General features: G+C 60.1%; 17 protein-coding genes, 1 pseudogene and 1 riboswitch. Of the genes and pseudogenes, 7 read left to right on the forward strand and 11 right to left on the reverse strand.

Annotation, left to right across the window (positions count from 1 at the left end):
* Positions 1–81: 81 nt before the first annotated feature.
* Positions 82–1944 (reverse strand): HD domain-containing phosphohydrolase, encoded by a 1863-nt coding sequence (locus EHF33_RS18550; RefSeq protein ID WP_124875006.1) that lies wholly within the window; start codon positions 1942–1944, stop codon positions 82–84.
* 489 nt (positions 1945–2433) lie between these two features.
* On the opposite strand from EHF33_RS18550, the gene EHF33_RS18555 reads away from it, so the two are divergent.
* Positions 2434–3384, forward strand: a complete 951-nt coding sequence (locus EHF33_RS18555) for a tyrosine-type recombinase/integrase (RefSeq protein WP_124875008.1) — start codon at positions 2434–2436, stop codon at positions 3382–3384.
* Positions 3385–3559: 175 nt separating this feature from the next.
* Here EHF33_RS18555 and EHF33_RS18560 read toward each other — a convergent pair whose 3' ends face one another.
* Positions 3560–4669 (reverse strand): oxidoreductase, encoded by a 1110-nt coding sequence (locus EHF33_RS18560; RefSeq protein ID WP_241191453.1) that lies wholly within the window; start codon positions 4667–4669, stop codon positions 3560–3562.
* Between the two features lie 223 nt (positions 4670–4892).
* Positions 4893–5159: a metal-sensitive transcriptional regulator gene (locus EHF33_RS18565; RefSeq protein ID WP_124875010.1), complete on the reverse strand. Its 267-nt coding sequence runs from the start codon at positions 5157–5159 to the stop codon at positions 4893–4895.
* A 233-nt stretch (positions 5160–5392) separates the two neighbouring features.
* A riboswitch (cobalamin riboswitch) is annotated at positions 5393–5509 on the forward strand.
* On the opposite strand from EHF33_RS18565, the gene EHF33_RS18570 reads away from it, so the two are divergent.
* Complete coding sequence (locus tag EHF33_RS18570) at positions 5474–5755, forward strand: nucleotide-binding protein (RefSeq protein ID WP_164473614.1); 282 nt, start codon at positions 5474–5476, stop codon at positions 5753–5755. (Overlaps the previous riboswitch by 36 nt.)
* On the opposite strand, the gene EHF33_RS18575 is transcribed toward EHF33_RS18570, so the two are convergent.
* From EHF33_RS18575 to EHF33_RS18590, 4 genes and pseudogenes are all read right to left on the reverse strand, one after another.
* Positions 5750–6700 (reverse strand): IS630 family transposase, encoded by a 951-nt coding sequence (locus EHF33_RS18575; RefSeq protein ID WP_124875014.1) that lies wholly within the window; start codon positions 6698–6700, stop codon positions 5750–5752. The two genes, EHF33_RS18570 and EHF33_RS18575, sit on opposite strands and share 6 nt — an antisense overlap.
* Before the next feature lie 115 nt (positions 6701–6815).
* Positions 6816–7421: pseudogene (locus EHF33_RS18580) on the reverse strand (IS630 family transposase); the annotation flags it as partial.
* Between the two features lie 8 nt (positions 7422–7429).
* A complete protein-coding gene (locus tag EHF33_RS18585) occupies positions 7430–7900 on the reverse strand; it encodes a helix-turn-helix domain-containing protein (RefSeq protein ID WP_124875016.1) in 471 nt (156 codons plus the stop codon).
* A 203-nt stretch (positions 7901–8103) separates the two neighbouring features.
* A protein-coding gene (locus EHF33_RS18590; protein WP_124875018.1) for an IS630 family transposase occupies positions 8104–9055 on the reverse strand; the annotation gives its coding sequence in 2 pieces (ribosomal slippage) (positions 8104–8703 and positions 8705–9055; 951 coding nt in all).
* Positions 9056–9396: 341 nt separating this feature from the next.
* On the opposite strand from EHF33_RS18590, the gene EHF33_RS18595 reads away from it, so the two are divergent.
* From EHF33_RS18595 to EHF33_RS18615, 5 genes are all read left to right on the forward strand, one after another.
* Positions 9397–10320, forward strand: coding sequence for a proline iminopeptidase-family hydrolase (locus EHF33_RS18595; RefSeq protein WP_124875020.1), 924 nt, complete (start codon positions 9397–9399; stop codon positions 10318–10320).
* A gap of 58 nt (positions 10321–10378) precedes the next feature.
* Entirely contained in the window at positions 10379–11287 is a 909-nt protein-coding gene (locus EHF33_RS18600) for an ABC transporter permease (RefSeq protein WP_241191454.1), read from the forward strand.
* On the forward strand, positions 11288–12208 hold the full coding sequence (locus EHF33_RS18605) for an ABC transporter permease (RefSeq protein ID WP_124875022.1): 921 nt from the start codon (positions 11288–11290) through the stop codon (positions 12206–12208).
* Positions 12209–12245: 37 nt separating this feature from the next.
* Positions 12246–13823 (forward strand): ABC transporter substrate-binding protein, encoded by a 1578-nt coding sequence (locus EHF33_RS18610; RefSeq protein ID WP_124875024.1) that lies wholly within the window; start codon positions 12246–12248, stop codon positions 13821–13823.
* Between the two features lie 254 nt (positions 13824–14077).
* Positions 14078–16039, forward strand: a complete 1962-nt coding sequence (locus tag EHF33_RS18615; protein ID WP_241191455.1) for a zinc carboxypeptidase — start codon at positions 14078–14080, stop codon at positions 16037–16039.
* Between the two features lie 21 nt (positions 16040–16060).
* On the opposite strand, the gene EHF33_RS18620 is transcribed toward EHF33_RS18615, so the two are convergent.
* From EHF33_RS18620 to EHF33_RS18635, 4 genes are all read right to left on the reverse strand, one after another.
* Complete coding sequence (locus tag EHF33_RS18620; RefSeq protein WP_124875026.1) at positions 16061–17224, reverse strand: GGDEF domain-containing protein; 1164 nt, start codon at positions 17222–17224, stop codon at positions 16061–16063.
* A 126-nt stretch (positions 17225–17350) separates the two neighbouring features.
* Positions 17351–18394, reverse strand: coding sequence for a M42 family metallopeptidase (locus tag EHF33_RS18625; protein WP_241191456.1), 1044 nt, complete (start codon positions 18392–18394; stop codon positions 17351–17353).
* 282 nt (positions 18395–18676) lie between these two features.
* Positions 18677–20464 (reverse strand): ATP-binding protein, encoded by a 1788-nt coding sequence (locus EHF33_RS18630; RefSeq protein WP_124875028.1) that lies wholly within the window; start codon positions 20462–20464, stop codon positions 18677–18679.
* 152 nt (positions 20465–20616) lie between these two features.
* Entirely contained in the window at positions 20617–22290 is a 1674-nt protein-coding gene (locus tag EHF33_RS18635) for a sensor histidine kinase (RefSeq protein ID WP_124875030.1), read from the reverse strand.
* Between the last annotated feature and the right edge of the window lie 63 nt (positions 22291–22353).

Consider the following 22353-nt stretch of genomic DNA (forward strand, 5'->3'; position numbering starts at 1 on the left):
TCAGTCGGCCTCGAAAGCCACTCAGCCATGTTTCAAATCACCACGGTTCAAGCTTCACACTGCTGGCAGCTCAGGCTCTCTTCATTTCCCTCTCTCCATCAAGCTCAGGAAGGCGCGGACAACTTCAGGATCAAAGTGGTGACCCGACTGCCGTTCGATCTCCAAAACGGCGTCCTCGTGGCTCCAAGCCTTCTTGTATGGCCGTTCGCTGATCAAAGCGTCGTACACGTCGCAGACCGCGAAGATCCGCGCACTCAGGGGAATAGCTGCTCCGGCGAGGCCGTCCGGGTAGCCGCTGCCGTCCCAGCGCTCATGGTGCGAGCGGATGACATCCAGCGTTGGTGTGGAGAGTCCGGCGATACGGGTGGCCAGATCGTATCCCTGAACGACGTGGCTCTGCATGACGGCCCATTCCTCCGGGGTGAGGCGGCCAGGTTTCCTCAGGATCTGATCCGGAACGCAGAGTTTTCCGAGGTCGTGAAGGTAGGCCCCTTGCCGCAGGTGGTGGAGGTCAGTGGTACTCAGGCCGAGCTGCTCGCCGAGCTGTGCCGCCATGCCAGCGGCGCGGCGGGTGTGGCCAATCGTTTCGAAATCTCTGGCTTCGAGGACGATGCCGAGCGTCAACATGCCCGCTTCCAGGGTCGAGCGGACTTCACCAACCGCGCGGCGCAGTTCGAGGGCGTGCTCCAGACGCAGCGCGGTGAGTTCCACGATCTTGCGCATCTGCGGCGTGATGGTCTGCCAACGGTTCACGGTACGCAGCACGATGGCGGCAACCACCTGTCCCCGCCGGAAGACGGGTGTAACGATACTGCTCTTGACGCCCTGCGCGACCACGCTCGCTATATTGTCCGGAATGCTGGGGTAGTCGGTGCCCCACGCCGTCGTCCGCGTGCGGCGCACTGTATTGACGAGGCCGGCATCAGTGAGGGGCACCCGGACATGTAGGGCCGGTTGCGGAACCGGGACGCTCTCGCGGAAGGTGCGGTGAGAGAAAAAGGTTTCATTGCCGTCGATAATGGCGTAGGCGGCCTGATCGACATTGAGCAGCTTCAGCAATCGGTTCAGAGCGTGCTCGATCAGGTCGCCAGGGTCACACAGGGCCTCAAGCTCCTGAGAGAAGGTGACGAAAGAACTCGCCTCGTACTCGCTTGGGGTGGTTTCCCTAAGGTGCTCTTTCTGGACTTGGAGCTGTTCGTCAGCGATGGCAAAGGCACGCTCATAAACTGTTTCGGCTTCCCAAACGGTCATCCCGGCAGTGAATGCCAGAGTGCCCGGCATTGGGCCCGGCAAGCCCCTGTTGGTTTCATCGAGCAAATCTTGAAATGCACTTTGGTCAGGGCCGGGAGTGAGGATCACGAACTCGTCTCCGCCCCACCGGCAAATCAAGGCCCCCGCAGGCAACGCTTCCCTGAGGGCGTGTGCGACGGTGCGGATGTGCGCGTCTCCGCCGCTGTGTCCGCGCAGAGTATTGACGCTCTTCAGCAAATTCAGATCGACGATGGCCAGAACGTGTGGAAAGGTCAAGCTGCGCTGCGCCTCCACGAAAGCGCTGCGCGTGAGGCAGCCAGTCAGCGCGTCGAAGTCGGTGGGCACAGGGTTTCCAGCGCTCCTGAGCAGTGGCCGGACATGCACGATCAGGCCGCCATCGTCCGGGTAGACGGTGATGCCGATCCAACTCTGGTGGCGGTCTCCGAAGACTTCCAGTTCGGTTCGCTGCTGGGTCGACAGGACGTGCCTGAAAGCGGTCATAACTTCAGGTTGGGTCTTGCTCGGAAGGGCGTCCTGATAAGTTCGTCCGAGCAGTTCATGAGGTTCCTTTCCCCAGGCCTTCAAAGCGAAAGCGTTCACGAAAGTCAAGCGTTCATTCGCATCGAGGGTAAACATAACGTCTTCCACTCGGTCGAAGGGGTGCTTGCTGGCAAGCGGGAAGAGAGGAAGCATATGACATGCTACGTCTTGGGCCCGAACAGAAGCCTCACAGCTCACGGGAACACATACGATCTGACTTTCTGATAAGCCAAAATTTTGAAACCGTGTCTCAGCTTTTGCACGGCTCCTCACCACCAGATAGAGCTGCGCTCCCTCCGAAAACCATGCGTCAGGATTCCCGCGTGGGATCTTTGCGCCATTGGTCGAGACTCAGGCCGTACCATACATCTGCTCGGCGGCCACAGAAACGTCACCGAACTGGCACTCTTTAATCGACTCTGCCTCTGCCATCGTCGACTTGTCTGACGGCCTACCGAATCGTCATTGTTTGATCTCGGGCATGAAATCGGCAAGTCGGCCAAGAGCCAAGCCCTCGGCTCCTGACGCTCGGCCCTACAAGTAGGCAAAGTCTCCGCAATCGGGAGAGGCAAGCGGACGGAAGTGGATAGGATGGTGTGGATTCGGATTCACACTAATGTGAATTAGTATTAAAATGTCTATATGTCTACAGATCTCGTCCCGCTCAGCACTGCTCTCAGCTACGCCAACCTCACCGACCAGGTTTTGAGAGTGCGGGCCGTTCAAGCGGCTGCTGCCTACAACACACCCACCCTCGTTTTGGTGCTGCACGCTTACATGACCACCGCCAGCCGTAAAGGGGCAAGAACCAGCCAAAAAACTCTGGGAGCTTACACCCTCGCGGTGCAAGACTTCGTTCCCTGGGCGCAGAGCAGCGGCGTCTCCCTGCTGCGTCCGGGTCGGCGCGACGGCGGACGTTACCTCAGTCATCTTCAGCAGCGCCCCACTGAGGGCAAAGGCAAATCCGGCGTGCTCGCCGCGTCCACCATCGCTCAGTACACCGCAGGCGTCCGCGCCCTCTACCGCGCCCTCAACTGGACGCAGGCCACCGAAGCCCAGCCGTTCGGCGACGTCTACGTTCCGAGCGATCCCACCCCGGGCATCGTCAAAAACCCGCCGTACCTGAGCGAGGTCGATCTCGTCCTCCCGCACTGTGATGCGCCGCTGGCCGCTCTGCTTTTCCTGTGCGCTCACGCGGGTCTGCGCGTCAGTGAAGCGCTGAGCGTCAAGGCGAATGACCTACAAGGCAAGACGCTGACTGTCCACGGCAAGGGCGGCAAGGTGCGGCGGGTGCCGCTCGGCGCGAGAACCCGTCAGGCCCTCACGCTGCTCCCCACGCTTGACGCGGCAGGGCGTTACTTCGACTGGAATTACGGACAGGCGACCTACCGCGCCCGCAAGGTGTTCACCGCCTGCGGCTGTGAGTGGCGGGGCTTTCACGCTGCACGCAAACACTCCGGCACCCGGCTGTATCAAGCGACCAAAGATTTTACGCGGGTGGGCCTGTTTCTGGGCCATGCCTCGGTGGATACCACGCGCCGGTACGTGGCGGTGCAGGACAATGACGTGTCGCAGGAGGTTGAAGAGTGGTAAAACAGATGGGTACTCTAACCCTCAAAACAATTTGGAGGCCCCTTCACGGCCTTCCTGTGAGGCTGGATTTTATCCACTTGGTGAAATAGCGAGGGTACAGGCACACCCGGATGAAATAGGCCAGGCCCGCGCGGTAACTATAGTCCCGTACAACTTTAGAGGTTCAGGTGCAGACTCACACGGAAAACGCCGTTTCCGTCAACTCCTCGGAGATTTTCCACAGTTTCCAAGCGTCGCTGATGTTGTGTGAGCGCTCACTCGACATTGCCCGTTGCGGGTTGCCGCCAAGCTCGGCCAAACCCGACGGCCCGAAATACTGCCCACCCCGCACGTCCGGCGCGGTGGCGGCGTAGAGCGTCGGCAGCGCTCCCATTTGCTGGGTCTGGGCAAACAAGCGGTTGGCTAGCTGCATCCCGCCGCCCTCACCTTGTAATCCGGTGGCCGCGTACCCCGGATGCGCGGCGAGGGCCAGCGTGCCTTTTCGTGCCGCGTCCAGTTTGCGCTGAAGCTCGTAGATAAACAGCAGGTTGGCGAGCTTGCTCTGCCCGTAAGCTTGCCAAGCGTTGTACGGGCGCGTTTTCCAATTGAGGTCATCAAAATCCATCTGCCCAAAGCGGTGGGCGGTGCTGCTGACGCTGATTACCCGTGCGCCGGGGGTGGCATTGAGGAGGTCAATTAATTGAGCACTCAGGGCGAAGTGAGCCAGATGGTTGACGCCGAACTGGGTTTCAAAGCCCTGCTCCGTTTCGCCCTGCGGCGGCACCATGATTCCAGCGTTGTTAATCAGCAAATCGAGGCGGTCATACTTCGCCTTGAACGCCTCTGCGAACGAACGAACCGAATCCAGGTTGCCCAAGTCAAGCGCCATCACGCTGACGCTTCCAGCGGGGTTGAGCGACTGAATTTTCTTGGCGGCGGTGTCGGCTTTGGCGGGGTTGCGACAGGCCATGATCACCGCCGCGCCGCGCTGCGCCAGAGCGCGGGCCGTCTCGAAGCCCAACCCGCTGTTGGCTCCGGTGACGATGGCGACTTTGCCCGTTTGATCGGGGATGTCAGCTTCCGTCCAATCGCTTTTTTTGCGGCCTAAGGCGAGGTAAGCCGCTGGCCCGACGAAATTGAGAAACAGCGCGGCCCGCCAAACTGTTTTACTGCCGTTCATCCGCTCCTCTGAACGCAGGCTCAAGTCAGCCCAGGCAGCGACGAACAAACCAGTCTGCACGGTTCCAGCAGTGATGAGAGCGGCTTTCTGAGCTGGGCTCAGGGTCTTCCAAGTGGGTTTAGGCATAGGTACTCCTTGTTCATAGTCAGTTTGTGGAGGCTGAGAAGCGTTCACTCCAGCTTGCGGAGCGGCGGTACATGAGGAGACCGCGAAACTTCACAGTATCAGCATGTTCATTTTGCACGTCTACGGCGTTGCTCTCCGTGACGCAACAGGCTTCACACTCTAAGCTCCTGAGAAGGTGGCGGGCTGATTTCACGCTGATGACTGAGCTGAATCCCGCTCTCCCTCAGCGTGCCAGCTTGAGCAGCTTCACCAGATCGGCAGGTTCCTCTCCCCTCGCCCGGCACATCTCCACATAGGTTTCCAAGATCACGTCGCCGCTCGATTGAAAAGCGCTCTTGGCGCTGGCGTAGAGGGTCATCACGTCCACGCAGTTTTTCTCCTCCTCGATCATCTTCTGGAGTCCTCGAATCTGACCCTCCAGGCGGCGCAGGCGGTTGAGAATTTTTATCTTTTCGGCTTGACGGTCACTGATAGGAACACTCGCAGTCATGGAGCAAGCATACCCCCTGGGGTATTTGATAGGATAGGGTTATACGCTTCTGGTACGAACTTCAAACGATTTGACAACACGGATCTGACCCAGATTTCGGACATGATCAGTAAACAGCCAAGGTTTGAGAATGAACAGCGGTGCAGGCTAGCCGCCTGACTGAACATTGGCTTTTCAAGATGACGCTGCTGAATACGAATTTTTCAACACCTCCAATCTGATCTTCACCGTCTGCTAAGCTGCCTATACCTGAGTCAGGGGAAGTCCGGTGAGAATCCGGCGCTGTCGCGCAGCGGTATGCAGACGTTTGTTCTGTGAGCCCGAATGCCTCTCAGGAACGCCCCACGCCAAGCGCCATCAACACGGTGGCGGCCATTGCGGCGGGGCTGCGTGATTTTGGGTCGGGCAGCGAAATTGCCGGGGTCATTCTTAACCGGGTCGGCAGCCCTCGCCACACCGATTTATGCCGCGTGGCGCTCAAACAGGTGGGCATTCCGCTGCTGGGCCACCTCCCGAAACAAGAAGCGCTGAGCCTGCCAAGTCGGTATCTGGGGTTGCTGGCTGCCGAGCGGCACGCCCTAGAGCATTTGTCATAATAGAATCTTAGGATGAGTATGTTTGAACCAGTGTTGAATATCTGTCTCTGACACGACACCTAAGGCAACGCCGATGGCATCATAAAGCTCCGTCACGACTGTCACGACTCGCCAAGTCCCACCCCGAACCAGTGCCTTCAACTTGAAAAACATGAGTTCAATCGGGTTGAAATCCGGACTGTAGGGTGAGGTAAACATGACCTCACTTCCATGCGTTTGGATGAGCGTCCGAATGGACGCTCGATGATGTGACGAGAGATTGTCCATCACCACCACTTGCCCTGGCTTTAACGTTGGACACAGTATTTCGCGAACATACCATTCAAACGCTATGCCATCAAGGACGATGGCGGCCTGCGGCCCTGCCAAGCTCAGTGCACAGATCAAGGTCTGATTTCGCCCACGATTTCGCGGAACGCGGTCAACGGCACGCTCATTGCTCGGCGCACGGCTATATCCACGCGTCATCGCGATATGGAACCCACTTTCATCAAGAAAGACCAATCGGTCAGGCGTTTGGAGGTACGGTGCAAGGTCAGTGAGGAACTGCGAACGCAGTTCCTCACGGCGTTCTCTGGCGACCAGTGTTTTTTTTTGGGTGATCTTGTGGCGGCGAAAGACCCGGTCAACCGTTTTGTAACTGATCTTCAACCCGGTGATAGTTTCCAGCATGTCCGCGTGTTCTTGCAACGTCGCATCTTGGTGGGTTTCAAGCTGTGCAAGAAGCTGTTGCTCGTGGAGGGCCATCACCGTACGGCGACGGCCCGTCGGTTTGGCAACAATGTGCAGGGTATTTTGGTGGTGCCGTTTCAGATAGCTTTTGACAGTATCAACATGAACAGAAAAATGTTTTGCTGCTTCACCCGGCGAAGCGCCACCCAGCACCAATGCGACAATCCGAGTCCTAAGTTCCAAACTGTACCCACGTATTCCTACTGTATTCATGAAGCTATTATGTCAAATGCTCTAGTGTATGACCACAGGCATGTCTATAGCTATTTGCGAGTCGGATAGTGGCGCTTGAGTTTCTCCCGAGCTGTGGGTGTCGAGAACTGCCAGTTCACGCGCACAGACCGCGCGTTGCGGTCTGTTTCCCAGGCGTGGATTTCACGCTCGACGGCCTCTTTACTCGCCAAGCGCTGACCCAGACACTGGCGTTGCAAGGCTGACCACTCCAATTCCGCCGTCTTGGGCAGAACGGCACCCATATGGGGCCTGCCCGCATGTTGAGCCAGGACGCATGTTTTGGTGTGTAGATCCACTCGAAGCGTCGGCTCAGCCGCCGAGCTTCCTCTGCCGGAAGATGTTGATATAGCGCTGCTGGACTGTGCGTGGACAGCTGATCCAGCACCAGAACGATCTTCTCGGCAACCGCATAGCGCAGCTCCAGGCACTGGAGCTGCTCAGCAAAGTCCGCATTGCTCCGTCGGTCGGTCACCGTGACTGTGCGTTGACCGGTGTGTGGTTCCAGAGCGACAAAGAAATTGACGGTGCCATACCGCTTGTATTCATGATCCACCCGTGCTGGGGATCCCGGCACGGGTGGCAGTGGCTCTCGGACATGATCCAACAGCTGATACGACTTTTCATCGAAGCAGATGACAGGCCGTGAGGCATCGTAGGGCTGGGCATAGGTGTCCAGCACGGTTTCCATGCGCCACACGAAGTCCGCACCTACCTGGGCGACACACCAACTTTGAACCTGCCACGGTTTGAGTGCGTTTTTTTCAGTGTTCTCCGTACGGTCTCGTCACTGATGCTGTCCACCACACCCAGGGTCACCAGACGATCGGCCAGCAGTTGCATCGTCCATTTCTCCCGGCCGTCGGGACTCGAGCACACTTCGGCGATCAAGATCGCCGTCCGCTGCGCGTTCAGTTTGGGCGGCTGTTTGGGCCGTGCTTTCTCGTGGAGGGCAGCCTGGAGGCCGCCCTCGGTGTACTTCTTGCGGATCGACGCGACGGTGGCAGAACTCACGCCTTGGCGCTCGGCCACGTCCCGATCCAGCAGGCCTCTGTCGCTCAGGAGCAGGAGGCGTGCGCGGGTCGTGGCCCGCGCACTGTGCACGCCTTTCCGAGTCATGTCCGTCAGTTGCTGCCGCTCATCGTCGCTCAGCTGCACAACCCACTGTTTCCGTCGTCCCATCCCTCAGTTTACCTGAAGACATGCCTGTGGTCATGCACTAGGCGCGTCCGTTCACCACGATCCAGTATACCGTTTCCCTTTCATTGTTCCTCCAGCTTGCCACTGAATTCGCAACTTTTTTGGATCTAGATTCGGGGAGCACCCCACCAACTTACCCACTTGATTCAGGAAACACCGCACTGAACTAATCTCTAGAGCATTTGTCATAATAGAATCTTAGGATGAGTATGTTTGAACCAGTGTTGAATATCTGTCTCTGACACGACACCTAAGGCAACGCCGATGGCATCATAAAGCTCCGTCACGACTGTCACGACTCGCCAAGTCCCACCCCGAACCAGTGCCTTCAACTTGAAAAACATGAGTTCAATCGGGTTGAAATCCGGACTGTAGGGTGAGGTAAACATGACCTCACTTCCATGCGTTTGGATGAGCGTCCGAATGGACGCTCGATGATGTGACGAGAGATTGTCCATCACCACCACTTGCCCTGGGTTTAACGTTGGACACAGTATTTCGCGAACATACCATTCAAACGCTATGCCATCAAGGACGATGGCGGCCTGCGGCCCTGCCAAGCTCAGTGCACAGATCAAGGTCTGATTTCGCCCACGATTTCGCGGAACGCGGTCAACGGCACGCTCATTGCTCAGCGCACGGCTATATCCACGCGTCATCGCGATATGGAACCCACTTTCATCAAGAAAGACCAATCGGTCAGGCGTTTGGAGGTACGGTGCAAGGTCAGTGAGGAACTGCGAACGCAGTTCCTCACGGCGTTCTCTGGCGACCAGTGTTTTTTTTATGGGTGATCTTGTAGCGGCGAAAGACCCGGTCAACCGTTTTGTAACTGATCTTCAACCCGGTGATAGTTTCCAGCATGTCCGCGTGTTCTTGCAACGTCGCATCTTGGTGGGTTTCAAGCTGTGCAAGAAGCTGTTGCTCGTGGAGGGCCATCACCGTACGGCGACGGCCCGTCGGTTTGGCAACAATATGCAGGGTATTTTGGTGGTGCCGTTTCAGATAGCTTTTGACAGTATCAACATGAACAGAAAAATGTTTTGCTGCTTCACCCGGCGAAGCGCCACCCAGCACCAATGCGACAATCCGAGTCCTAAGTTCCAAACTGTACCCACGTACTCCTACTGTATTCATGAAGCTATTATGTCAAATGCTCTAGAAAGAATTATTTGCACTACCCCTTCCCCGATCGATATGACAGCCCCGGCGCGAGCGCTTGTAAACGCCGGTAGCAGACACTCCCATCTTCTGGTCAATGTGTCGTCTTGCCTCAGGGTTAGGGAAGCACAGCCGATTTCATCAAGCCGTGATGACATAGAGGTAGACAAAAAATTCTCAATACTCTTCGTCTGATGTATAGAATTCGCTTCGATTGACGATATGGTGAATTTGGGTTACCCTTCAGTCGACTTTCGTCGTCACTTTTTCAGGAAGAACTTCGCCCCGCCATCCTCTTCAAGTTATCGGGAGCTGCCATGACCCCATCCAACGTTCAGCCCAGCGCAGATGAAGTTCGGCACATCACCGTCGGCGGTGCTTATCGGGTGTATACCCGGCGGGTCGGCCACGGCCCGATCACGCTGCTGCTGCTGCACGGCGGCCCCGGCTGTACCCACGAGTATTTCGAGAGCTTTGAAGCGTTTCTCTCGCCGGACGAGTACACCTTCTATTACTACGATCAGCTCGGCAGCTTTTACTCGGATCAACCAGACGACACGAGCTTGTGGACGGTGGAACGCTTCCGAGAAGAAGTCGAGCAAGTCCGGTCTGCCCTCGGTTTGGAGTCGTTTTATTTGTTCGGCAATTCTTGGGGCGGAATGCTCGGTATCGAATATGCCCTCAAATACCAGTCTCATCTCAAAGGCCTGATCGTCAGCAATATGACAGCCAGCATCGCCTCGTACACCGAGTACATCAATGAACTGCGGGGGCGGATGGCCCCAGCACAAGTCGCGGTGATGAAGGCCCACGAAGCGGCTGGCACGCTGGACGACCCCGAATACCAGGAACTGCTCACGCAGCTCTACAACCAGCACATCTGCCGGGTGGTTCCTTGGCCCGAGCCGGTGCAGCGCATGTTCGGTCACCTCGCCCAGCCGGTTTACAACACCATGCAGGGGCCCAACGAATTTCTCGTCACCGGCAACTTCAAAGACTGGAACCGCTGGGAAGATCTGCGCCGCATCCACGTGCCGACGCTGCTATCGGTCGGGCGGCACGACACCATGCGGCCTGCCGACATCGAGGAGATGGGCCACCGAGTGCCCAACAGCCGGGTGTCCATCTGCGAGGATGGCAGTCACCTGAGCATGTGGGACGATCAGGACACCTATTTCACGGCGCTCAAGACCTTTCTCGCGGACGTAGAGGCCGGACAGTTTACGCCCTCTTCTGAGTGAGTGTTCAAGCTGAATTTGGTCTTTTGGTGTTGAATGAGGTTACCGAGTGAGGTCTACCGTGAACGTTGACGCTTCAGCGCTGCCCCAGAGGCAACTCAAGACCCGCACCGCTTCGGCTGCCGCGTGGAGGCGCTTTCGGCGGCAACCGGGCGCAGTGGCGGGACTGCTGATCACTGCGCTGCTGATCGCGATCTGCGTTTTTGCGCCGTGGCTGGCACCGCATGACCCGGTCACGCAGTACCCCAATGGCCTTTCGGAACTCGGTGCGCCGCTGCCACCAACCCACACCTTCTGGTTCGGCACCGACGCGCTGGGCCGCGACCTCTACAGCCGCCTGATTTTCGGCACCCGTACTTCACTGCTCGTCGCCGTGCTCTCGAACTTGATTGCCACGTCTATCGCGCTCCTGCTCGGTACGCTGGCCGGGTACTTCGGCGGGCTGACCGACACCCTGATCATGCGCCTGACCGACGTGCTGATCAGCTTCCCGGTGCTGCTCCTGGCGGCGTTTCTGGCGGCAGTACTGCGCCCCGGCATCGGCGTGATTATCGGTGTGATCGGCGGAGTGGGCTGGTTTTATCTGGCGCGGGTGATCCGGGCCGAACTGCTTTCGGTGCGGCGGCGCGAATATGTCGAGGCGGCCCGCGCCCTGGGGGCCAGCGACGCCCGTATCATCTTCCGCCACGCCCTGCCGCAGATTCTCGGTCAGGTGATGGTCTACAGCACCCTCAATTTCTCGACCACCGTGCTGTTCGTGGCGGCCCTTTCTTACGTCGGGATCGGAGTACAGCCACCGACTCCCGATTGGGGCAACATGATCGCGGACGGCTCGCAATACCTGACAGTCAGCCCCTGGCTGGTGATTTTCCCCGGCATCTTTCTGGGCCTCTCGGTGCTGAGTTTCAACTTGCTCGGTGACGGCCTGCGCGACGCGCTTGACGTCAAGAGCGGAAAGAAGGCGATCTGAATGTTTACCTTTTTAATGCGCCGTGTGGCCTGGAGCGTGGTGGTGCTGCTGTTTGCCTCGCTGCTGACGTTCTTCATCGGCTACAAGGTTCCGGCCGACCCCGCCCGGATGATCGCTGGCCCCAACGCCACCGCCGAGACGGTTCGCAGCATCTCGCATCAGCTCGGCCTCGATCAGCCGTTCTACGTGCAGTACGGGCGCTTTCTCGGCCACGCTGCCCAGGGCGATCTGGGCCGCTCGTACAAGACCGAGCAGCAGGTGTTGCCCACCATCTTGCAGCGCTTTCCGTACACGCTGGCGCTGGCGCTGGGCGGGCTGGCCTTCGAGGTGCTGATTGGCGCGTCGGTGGGCCTCTTGGCAGCGGGCACCAAACTGCGGGTCGTCGACGGACTGGCGAGCACCTTCGTGCTGCTGACGCTGGCGGTGCCGTCGTTCTGGCTGGGCATCATCTTGCTTTACGTGTTCGGCTTCAAGTATCCGATTTTGCCCCTCGGCGGCGCGGAGGCCGGGCCGATCAGTCTGCTGCTGCCCGCTCTGACACTGGGTCTGTCGGGGGCCGGTTACTACGCCCGGATGGGCCGGGCCAGCTTACTCGAAGTGATGGGCGAGGACTACATCCGCACCGCCCGTGCCAAGGGTGTCTCGCCGAGCCGGGTGATGCTCAAACATGCCTTCAAGAACGCTCTGCGCCCGCTGATCACCATGACGGCCCTCGACCTCGGCGTGCTGCTCGGCGGCGCACTGATTATCGAGCAGGTTTTCGGCTGGCCCGGTATCGGCACACTGGCGTGGCAGGCGGTGCAGAACATCGATCTGCCGATGATCATGGGCACGGTGCTGTTTTCGGCGCTGTGCATCGTCGTGGCCAACATCATCGTGGACGTGGTGTACAGCTGGGTCGACCCGCGCATCACCGTCTAACCACCCTTCCGACTTCTCCCCCCAGATAAGGAGTTCCATGACCAAGCCCGCTGTTCTGTCTGCCCTCGGTTTGACCCTCGCCCTCTCGCTGAGTTCCGCGCTCGCGGCCAGCACCGTCACGGTGAGTTACCCGTCCGATTTCCAGAGCCTCGACCCGGCCATCGGCTACGACGTTCAGAACTGGCCGGTGGAGCACGCCCTGTTCGTCACGCTGCTGACCTACGACAAGGGCACCAACCTGAAGCCTTGGGCCGCCACCGATTTGGGACAGGTCAGCAAGGTCAACAAGACCTACACCTTTCATCTCAAGAAAGGCATTCAGTTTCAAGACGGCGAGCCGACCGACGCCGCCGCTTTCAAGTACGCCTTCGAGCGGGTGCTCAACCCCAAAACCAAGTCGCCGCAGGGCGGCACTGGCGGCTGGTTCGGCAATCTGGTGGGGGCCGCCGACTTTGTGGCTGGCAAGGCCAAAGACGTCAGCGGCATCAAGGTAATCGACCCCAGCACCATCGAGTTCCAGCTCATCAAACCCGACCGCACCTTCCTCAACGTGCTCGCCACCCCGTTCTCGGCGGCGGTGCCGCGCAAGGCCGTGGAAAAGTGGGGCAGCGATTTTTCGCACCATGTCGTCGCCAACGGCCCGTTCCTGCTTGACTCGTGGGTACCAGGGCAAAAGGTGATGCTGGTCAAGAACCCTGGCTACTTCGATAAAGCAGGGGCCGCTCAGATTGACCGTATCGAGTTCTCGCTGGGCCTGAGCGAACAGGTCGCCCTGCTGCGTGCCCAGCGCGGCCAGGTAGACGTGCTGGGCAACGGCATTCCCTCGGCGCAGTTCGCGTCCATCATCTCCAACCCGCAGTACAAGGCCTACGTCAAGAGCCTGGTGCAGGTCGGCACCGAATACGTGTTCATGAACACCCAAAAGGCTCCTTTCAACAACAAGCTGGTGCGTCAGGCGGTCAGCCTCGCCATCGACAAGGCCCGCATGGTGCAGCTCGTCAACGGGCGCGGCAAGACCACCGGGCAGATTCTGCCGCCCGGTATGCCCGGTTACGACGCCTCCATTCCGGTCGGCACCCAAGACGTTGCCAAATCCAAGGCGCTTCTCAAACAAGCTGGCTACGACGCTTCCCAGACCTTGACACTGATCACCACCGCTGACGAGCCGGGGCCCAAGCTGGCTCAGGCCGTGCAGCAGCAGCTCTCCGCCGTGGGCATGAAAGTCGCCATCAAGGCGCTGCCGGGGGCCGAGTACATCAACACCATCACCACGCCGGGCGCGACCAGCATCGGCATCTCGGCCTGGTTTCAGGATTACCCCGATCCCTCGGATTTCCTCGACGTGCTGTTCGAGGCGGCCTACATCCAGCCTGGCGGCTTCAACCTCTCGGCCTACAAGAACCCGGCAGTAGATCAGCAACTCGAAGCCCTACGGGGACAGCCGCTTAAGCAGGCGCTCCCCGGCTACCAGAAGGTACAAAAACAGATTCTGGCCGATGCTCCCTGGGTGCCGCTCTACAACACCGTCCAGTACAACTTCATCAACCCGCGCCTGACCAATACCGACCTGCATCCCGTCTGGAACTACGTCTATCAGGACTGGAAAATCAAATAACCGACGCTCCTGCCTTCAAGACACCTTCGAGCAGATTCTTGATCTCAAGAGCAAATCGCCCTGAAGCGGGCTGGTTTTGCCGCTACATACATGACGCGGTGCAGATCAGTGCTGACTATTAGCAGCGCGATTGACCTACCCTCACTGTTCGGAGTGCCGGAGGCATTGCCCAAACGCCAAGTGGCTGGGTCTTAAGCTACTGGGCGTTTGGCTACATGGCCGCCCTAACCTGCAATCCACCAAGGAAGACCCTGATGACCCCTACTCGCCTACCCACCACGCACCAACCGCCCCGTCAGAACACCACCCGGCTCGGCCCAGCCCGCACCGTCTGGGAAGCGCAATTTCAGTGGGAAGGGAAGCGCCTCCTCGGGCGGCTTGACGATTTGCCGATCACTGGCGGCCCGCTGATTGTCCACGCCTACATGTCCGAATCCCCGGAAGTCCGTGCTGGGCTAAAAAACACCATTCTTCAAAAATTCCGAGCACGTGGGCAGAGCGCGGCGGTTCATGTCCGGAGCGCCTACAAAACCGGCTACTTCTGGGCGGCCGAGGAGATTCAGCCGCTCTGGAGACGTCACCAAGCTGACCGACTCAGCGTGACTTATCCGGTCATTGCGCCGGCAGCTCAGGGACGCTTCTTACAAGAACTCTACCCACTCGCTGCCCTGCTGGAGCGCGAGGGCGTACAAGCAGAATTTGAAGCTGGCAGCTCGGCAACTCAGTATGAAGCGGTTCTTTACTGGGGGAAAACCGTGCTCTGGCGCGGAACCTGCGCTGTGCCCCTCCACCACCGCACTTCACCCGACGGACGTGAGGTCTTGGGCCCGACCGGCTGGTTGACCGTCAAAAGCGGGGCGGTGACTTTATGCGGTGAGCGCCTGCCCACCGATGGAGAACTGTTCTGGGATTGGTACGGCGAGGTGGTGCTGCCTCATCTGCTGAACTTGGCCGGTGAGCGGCCTGCTTTGCCAGTCTTCAGAAATCTGTCGGTCAACCTACACCTCTCCGAGCCAGACTTTGCACTGGACGTGCTGGATGAGCGGGTCAGCATGACCGAAGCGCTGACCGAGGAGATCTACTTCGGGACGCTGGACGCCCTCAAGCAGCAGGCAGGCACTCCGGTCGGCGACCGCTCACTGATGCCGGGCCGAATCGCGCCTGTGACAATCAGCACGCCCGGTCAAGATGGCTGGGTGCGCGTGACGCTGACGCCTTGGGGCGAGTCTTCATTTCCTCCAGAGTTCACCGCCGAGACTGCGGTCGCCCTGCCCAAACTTGCTGCAATAGACGTTGGCGCTCTCTCCACTGACCGGCCCTGGAAACCGGCGCACACCTGGGCTTACGCACGCCAGCAGGCCGAGCAGTTTGGCCTGGAGTGGGCCATCCCAGCTTACAGCGTGGATGGACGGCCTGTGCCAGCCGTTTTGCGGCGCAGCACAGCAGATCGGCCAGAATTTCTGGCACGCGGGGTGCTACTCACCAGCGGCCAGCACGCCAACGAAACCACTGGCCCTGTTGCCGCTGGGCAACTCATCGGCACGCTGGCGGCCAGCCCACTGCCCTTTGCCGTGCTGCCCTTGGAAAATCCAGACGGTGCCCACCTCCACCGGGCGCTGATCCAGCTTAGCCCTGAGCATATGCACCACGCCGCCCGCTACACCTCGCTGGGTGACGATCTGGAATTCAGGCTCAGAAACGGCGAGCCCCGCTGGGAAGCCCGTGCGCGGGCCTGGGCTGCTGGAGAGGTCGGCGCGTCGCTCCACCTCAATTTGCACGGCTACCCGGCCCACGAGTGGGTGCGGCCTTACAGCGGTTACGCTCCTTTTGGATTCGAGTCTTGGGCGCTGCCCGCCGGTTTTCTGACCATCATCCGGTATCACTCGGGGCATGAGCGCAGCGCCCGCAGATTAGCCGACGCTATCGCTACGCGCCTGACCAACATGGATGACGTGGTAGCACACACCACCCGCGCCTGCCGGACAGGAGCCGCGCACAGCGGCCCACCGCATTATGAATTGATTCGGGGGTTGCCGTTTTTGCTGGCCGAGTATCCTGAGGCGCTTTGCCCTCTCACTGTGATTACAGAAGCGCCCGACGAGACCATCTACGGCCAGCGCTTTGCCATGTTCGTCCGCGCTCACCAAGCAGTGTGTGAGGCGGCGATTGAATACCACCGATTGTGTTGCCTTAGTTGGGCTCCCCCACCAGCCTGAGTAAGGCAACACGGCTGCACATCACGATAAGGAGAATTCGGTCAACGCTGGTGACGCTTGATCTTCCGGATCAGCGGCCACGACGACCACCCGGTTACGTCCTGACTCCTTGGCAGCATAAAGGGCGCGGTCGGCGCGGGCGGTCAAACGCTGCAAATCGTCTCCGGCAAAGCAAGGCGTGATCCCAAAACTGGCCGTCACCACACCAGCCGGCGTAAGCAGTGGTACCGCTACAGAGTGGCGTAACCGCTCTGCCAAGGCGCAGCCATCATCCTGAGAGACCCTAGGCAGAGTGATCAGAAACTCTTCACCGCCCCAGCGCCCCACACAACCCTGCGCCCCCACCTCGCGCCGCAGACGGGAAGCGATTTCAGTGAGTACCTGATCGCCGATGGTGTGACCGAAGATATCGTTGACACGCTTAAAGTGATCGATATCGAGCAAAATCAAACAGCCGTGATGGCCCTCACCGCTTTCAGTGAGGAGACGGTCAATCTCAAGGTAGAGCGCGTGACGGTTGGGAAGCTGCGTTAACGGATCGGTGTAGGCCAACTGTTCGAGGAGGTGGCGCTGCCCTTGTTCAGCCGCAAAGCGCTCTTTGTACCACGCCAGCAGCGACAACAACACCAGCACAGCGCCGCAGGTCAGCTGAACCCTGGCCAGTACGCCGTAAGATCCGAGCTGAGCGCCCCGGAGAAGCAAAATGCTCCACGGCAAGGCGACCGCCAATGTATACATTCCGCCGCAGAGCAGGAGCGCTTGGCGGTTGTTGAACAGCAAAAAAACCAAAATCGAAACGGCCACCAGCATCCAATACGCCGCGCTGGTGAGGCCGATCAGCTGGCTGTCTTTGGCAACGAGGGCCAGCAGCATTTGCACGAGGATGGACAGGGAATTGACGATCAAGACCACCCGTTCAGCGACGTTCAGAGCGCGGCCCTGAAGCAGCCAGACCATGATCCATATACACTGCAACAGCAAAAGAGGATGCCCAATTGAAATGTAGGGATCAGGACGCGGCGCCTGAATATTGATGATCCAGCTTCCTATCAAAACGCCGACGCCCAGCGCTGTCGATCCCAGATAAACGCGCCGACGCAAATGGTCTGGAGCCAACCCGTCAACAGTAAACGAGGTGGCTGCGCTCTGGGCAGCAGGGGTACGGGTGGGATCAGTCGGTAGCATCAAACTACTTATGATTATGATCGCAAGTGGCTGGGGGTTCTACCCGCCCCCTATCAGTTCGGCAGGCCACGCAGGCGGCTTGCCAGAGCGCTACCGGACGGCGCACCGTGGCGAAACCACGCCTATTTACTTCAGGTAAGCCAGCAGCAAGGCGACGCCCGCTTCCAGATCGCTGACATGCACCGCTTCGGTGACGCTGTGGATGTAACGGGTCGGTAGACTGAGTGTCAGCGTCGGCACTCCCGAGCGGCTGCCTTGAATGGCCGCGCCGTCGGTGCCGCCCTGCGAGAGCACTTCCAACTGATACGCGACGCCTGCTTGCTCAGCCAAGTCCACGAACTCGTCGACCAGCCAGCGGGTGCTGATCATGCTGCTGTCGTAGACCTTGATGCCGATGCCTTCTCCCATCCGCGTCACCGCCTCGTCCGCCTCGACACCCGGCGTATCGACGGCCAGCGTCACGTCCAGTCCGATGCCTATGGTCGGCTGCACGCTGTAAGCGGCGGTGACTGCGCCGCGCAGCCCGACTTCTTCTTGGGTGCTGAACACCGCATAGAGGTCGTGGCGTGGCGGGCCGGTCAACTGACGCAGCACTTCGAGCTGCATGAAAACGCTGGCGCGGTCGTCGAGCGCCTTACCCACCACCAAATCACCCATCCGCCGCGCCTGCTGGTCGAGCGTGACCATATCGCCAACCCGCACCTGCTGGCGCACCGCCGCCGCGTCCAGACCCAAATCCACAAAAAAGGCCCGCAGTTCCGGCACCTTGCTGCGGTCTTCAGGGTTGGAGATATGGATAGGGCGGCCTCCCGGAGTCAGAACGCCGGGCAAGGTTCCGCCGCGCGTCTGCACCGTCACATTGCGGGCAAACAGGTTGCGCGGATCGAAGCCGCCCAGCGGTTGGAGGCGCAAAAAGCCCCGCTCGTCGATGTAGCGCACCAGAAAGCCGATCTCGTCCATGTGGGCGCTGAGCATCACCCGCTCTTTGACTTTGCCATTGGGCGCGTCCCGGCCCGCCCGGAAGGCAATCAGGTTGCCCAAAGCGTCGACGCGCAAATCGTCCACCAGGCCGCCGAGTTGCTGTTGGACGTACTCCCGCACGGCGTCCTCGCGTCCGGGCACACCGTTGAGGTTGGAGAGTGTCAGTAGTTGATCCAGATCGAGTTTCACCCGACCAGTGTACCCTGAGCAGGGCTGCGGCAAGGTGGTGAGAGCGGGCAAAAGTGGGCTGGGTGCTCAGCAATCCACCACCTACCCGTTTTTTCTGGCGGTCTTCAGCCACACCATTTGGCTTTGCCACCGCCTGAGCATAAACGGCACAGCTGTGTTGCTTTCGCTTGGTCTGCTGCGGCAGCTCAGCACGTCTGGAACGCTTATTTTTGATGGCTTCTTCCTTGATAAATCAGCGTGCCCGCGCAGGGCGGGACTCGGGAGCGCGAGGGGATAACCGCCCTAGAGAGCAGTTTTCTCATGCTGGACGGCGACTTTGGGCAAGGTGAAGCCGAAGGTGGCCCCCACGCCAGGGCGGCCCTGTGCCATCACCGTACCGCCGTGCCGGGTCACGATCCGCCGGGCATTCGCCAGATCCACCCCTGCTCCCTCATACTCCTCCTGATGGTGCAGGCGCTGGAACATCGTAAACAGCTTGCCCTGGTACTGCGGCCCGAAGCCTATTCCGTTGTCGCGCACCAGCACCGTCCAGCTCTGCGGCTGCTCCTCAGCCCAGATCTCGATGACGGCCTGCTCACGGGTGCGGGTGTACTTCACCGCGTTGCTCAGCAGGGCCATCACCACCCGCCGCAGCAGATCAGCGTCGCCCGTGACCACCGGCAGCTCAGCGACTTTCCAGCTGAAGTGCCGGTCTGGGGCGGCCGCGCTCAGCTCTTTGCGAACCATCTCAACCAACCGGCAAAGATCAACACTTCCCACCTTGAGGGGTTGCCGGGAGGTGCGCGAGATCTCCAAGATACCGTCGATCAGCTGGTTGAGGTGGACGGCGGCAGCTTCGATGACGCCAAAGTAGCGCTCCGTTTTCTCGCTCAGCGGCCCCGGCAGTGAGCGGCGCAGCAGGCCGCCAAAACCGATGATGTGCCGCACCGGCGTGCGCAGATCGTGCGAAACTGAGTAGGTAAAGGCTTCGAGTTCCTCGTTGGACGCCTGAAGCATGTCGCGCTGCAGCTTCAGCTGCCGGGTCTGCTCGGTACGCTCGAGGGCCAGTTTGAGACTGCGGCCCACCGAATGAAACACCGCTCGCTGGTGGGCCGTCCAGTGCGGAGTGTCTCTGCGGCCCACCACGAAGACCGCTTGGATGCTGCCGCTGACCGACAACGGATAGGTGCCGACACTCTGGTAGGCCCCGGTCTGGGCAATCTGCTCTTTGTCCGGGTTCCAGCCCTCGACAAACACCGGGCCGCCGGTTTGCGCCGACTGAGCAAACACCGGCGTGTCCAGCGGCAGCCCAGCCTTGAGCGAGGCCAGAAGGTCTGGGTCAGCTTCCAGATCGCGGCTGTAGACCTTGAGTTTCCAGGCTCCGTCTTCTAGAGCGTAGTAACCGCTGGTGCAACCGGGAAAAAGCAGGCTCAGCACCTCTCCGGCGTGCGCCGCCAGAGCCAGCACGTCCGTCTCTCCGTCGGCCAGTTCAGTAAAACGCACGAAGGCTTCGAGTTCGGCGGTGCGGCCCTGCACTTGGCGCTCCAAACTCCCCGAGAGCCGCACCCGGTCGAGTGCCAGAGCGCACTGCCCGGCCAGCGTCAGGAGGAAGCGCTCCTCATCATGGGTGAAGTCGTGCGGCTCGCGGAAGTCCAGCACGATCACGCCCAGCGGCTGACCATCTTCGACCATCGGCAACACCGCGCTGGCCACCGCCGCCACGCCGCCGCTGTGGACTTCGAGCTGGGGATAAGCCCGAACCAGATCGCCGCTGCCGCTGAAGAAAAGCGGGGTGTTGGAACACAAAACGTCCGGGCCGGGGCGCGAGTCGCTCAGCGTGCCGTCCTGCCAGACGCTGGCTTCATCGTGACCCCGCCGGGCCGCGACGTACAGCCGGTTGTCCTGTACCAGCAAAACGGTTCCGGCGATGCCCTGAAGGGCTTCCAGCGCGTCGTTCAGGATAATGCCGAAGACCTCACTTTGCTGGCGAACGGCGGCCAGCGCCTGCGTCACACCCTGAAGGTGGGTGATCAGCTGCGCCGCTTGATCCGCAGCAGCGTTAAAGGGCTTCTGTGTATTGAGATCGTTCATAGCTGATGCAGTGTAGGCGCTTCGCAGCGCTGCTCACTGGGGCTACGTTCAATTCTGAGTTTCAGGCCCAGCAGAGCGCCGCCCAAAATTCGGTCAGCAGCGCTGCTGGCCTGTAGAGTGCTTGGCCCACCTGAGTAGAGGCGGCGGCCGCGTCAATGGGCCAGCTCAGCCCAATCACTCGCCGCTTTCGGCAAGATAAAGCCGAAGGTCGCTCCCTTCTCGATCTGACCATCTGCGGTCATCACTCCCCCGTGCCGGGCCATGATCCGCCGGGCGTTGGCGAGACTCACTCCTGCACCCTCAAAGTCTTCTTGACGGTGCAGGCGCTGAAAAACGGTAAACAGCTTGCCTTTGTAGCGCGGATCAAAACCCACGCCGTTGTCGCGCACAAACACGGCCCAACTCTGCTCACGCTCCTCGGCCCACACCTCGATCACTGCCTCCTCGCGTGGCCGGGTGTACTTCACGGCGTTGCTCAGCAGGGCGCTCATCACCCGGCGCAGCAAAGCGGCGTCGCCCGTGACCACCGGCAACTGGGCGACTTGCCAGGTGATCTGGCGTGAGGGTTCGGCGGCCCCGATCTCCTGACGCGCCGCGCCGAGTAGGCGACTCAGATCGACCTGCCCGGCCTCAAGCGGCTGACGTGAAGTGCGCGAGAGGTCGAGCATGCCGTCAATCAACTGGTTGAGGGTAACGGCGGCCGTTTCCACCACGTTGAAGTACCGCTGGGTCTTGGCGTCCAACTGCTCGGGCAGGGAACGGCGCAGCAGCGCCCCGAAGCTGACGATGTGGCGCACCGGGGTACGCAGATCATGCGAGACCGAATAGGCAAAGGCTTCGAGTTCTTCATTGGCCGCCTGAAGCATGTCGCGCTGGGCAATCAGTTGCCGAGCCTGCCCAGCACGTTCCAGCGCCAGACCTAAACCGTTGCCGACAGACTCGATGATGGCCCGTTCCCGCGCCGACCAACTGGAGCGGTCAATCCCGGTGGCGAACAGCGCATACGGCTGGCCTTGCCGGAAGTAGGGGATGATACTCAGCGCACTGGCGTAGCCCACCGACTGCTGACGGGCCTGGTCGTGCTCGGCAAAAGCGGCCCGGCGTTGTTCCAGCGCTTGCTGAATCAGGGGATACTGAACAGATAACCCGGGCCGCCGGAGCGCCTGAACTTCCGGCGGGGTGTTGCTGGAGAACATCAGCGGATGGGCGGTGTCTCCCTGAATCAGGTAAAACCCGCTCATGGCCCCGCCGATCACCTCTCTGAGCACGTCCGACGCGGCGGTGGCGAGCAGCTCAGAATCCGTGCTGCTCGCCACCTTCGTCGTGAAGCGCACGAAAGCGAACAGGGCCTGTTCATTCTGGCTGGCCTGAAGACTGAGCAACTCAGCCTGGGCCCGCAGACGCGCTTCACTTTCTTGAAGCCGGAATTCGGCTGTCTTGCGGGCGGTGATGTCGCGTGAGATCGCCAGCAACTTGGTGACGGTGCCGCCTTGATCCCGAATCGGTGAGATCCGGACTTCCCACCACTTGGGCGTCCCCGCAAACGTCTGGGCTGGCCCCTCAAAGACCGAAGCTTCTCCCGCTCTGGCCGCTTCGAGGGCACGTTCGACCTGAAGGCGGGCCTCTCCTTCCCAGAAGCTCGGCCAGCGTTGGTGCTGGCAAAGACTGAAGTCGCCGATCTCCATGGTGACCATCCCGCCAGCATTCATCGAGAGCAGGTGGGCGTCGAGATCAAGCACTTTAATGCAGTCGGTGCTGACGTCGACGATGTTTTGAAGCTGACTCATCTCCAACTGGTTCTCTTGGTCAGGGCGTGGGGCCGTCATAAGCCAGCGAAGGCCGCAGCGTTCGGCAAGCCGGTGAGAGCGGGCGACTTCGAACGTCGCCCA

Source organism: Deinococcus psychrotolerans, assembly GCF_003860465.1.
In the GTDB taxonomy this organism is placed as follows: Bacteria; Deinococcota; Deinococci; order Deinococcales; family Deinococcaceae; genus Deinococcus; species Deinococcus psychrotolerans.

Coding starts and splice junctions, on each gene's coding strand:
- EHF33_RS18550 (WP_124875006.1), bottom strand. CDS start 1,944: ATGCTTCCTCTCTTCCCGCTTGCCAGCAAGCACCCCTTCGACCGAGTG.
- EHF33_RS18555 (WP_124875008.1), top strand. CDS start 2,434: ATGTCTACAGATCTCGTCCCGCTCAGCACTGCTCTCAGCTACGCCAAC.
- EHF33_RS18560 (WP_241191453.1), bottom strand. CDS start 4,669: ATGCCTAAACCCACTTGGAAGACCCTGAGCCCAGCTCAGAAAGCCGCT.
- EHF33_RS18565 (WP_124875010.1), bottom strand. CDS start 5,159: ATGACTGCGAGTGTTCCTATCAGTGACCGTCAAGCCGAAAAGATAAAA.
- EHF33_RS18575 (WP_124875014.1), bottom strand. CDS start 6,700: ATGAATACAGTAGGAATACGTGGGTACAGTTTGGAACTTAGGACTCGG.
- EHF33_RS18585 (WP_124875016.1), bottom strand. CDS start 7,900: ATGGGACGACGGAAACAGTGGGTTGTGCAGCTGAGCGACGATGAGCGG.
- EHF33_RS18595 (WP_124875020.1), top strand. CDS start 9,397: ATGACCCCATCCAACGTTCAGCCCAGCGCAGATGAAGTTCGGCACATC.
- EHF33_RS18605 (WP_124875022.1), top strand. CDS start 11,288: ATGTTTACCTTTTTAATGCGCCGTGTGGCCTGGAGCGTGGTGGTGCTG.
- EHF33_RS18610 (WP_124875024.1), top strand. CDS start 12,246: ATGACCAAGCCCGCTGTTCTGTCTGCCCTCGGTTTGACCCTCGCCCTC.
- EHF33_RS18615 (WP_241191455.1), top strand. CDS start 14,078: ATGACCCCTACTCGCCTACCCACCACGCACCAACCGCCCCGTCAGAAC.
- EHF33_RS18620 (WP_124875026.1), bottom strand. CDS start 17,224: ATGCTACCGACTGATCCCACCCGTACCCCTGCTGCCCAGAGCGCAGCC.
- EHF33_RS18630 (WP_124875028.1), bottom strand. CDS start 20,464: ATGAACGATCTCAATACACAGAAGCCCTTTAACGCTGCTGCGGATCAA.
- EHF33_RS18635 (WP_124875030.1), bottom strand. CDS start 22,290: ATGACGGCCCCACGCCCTGACCAAGAGAACCAGTTGGAGATGAGTCAG.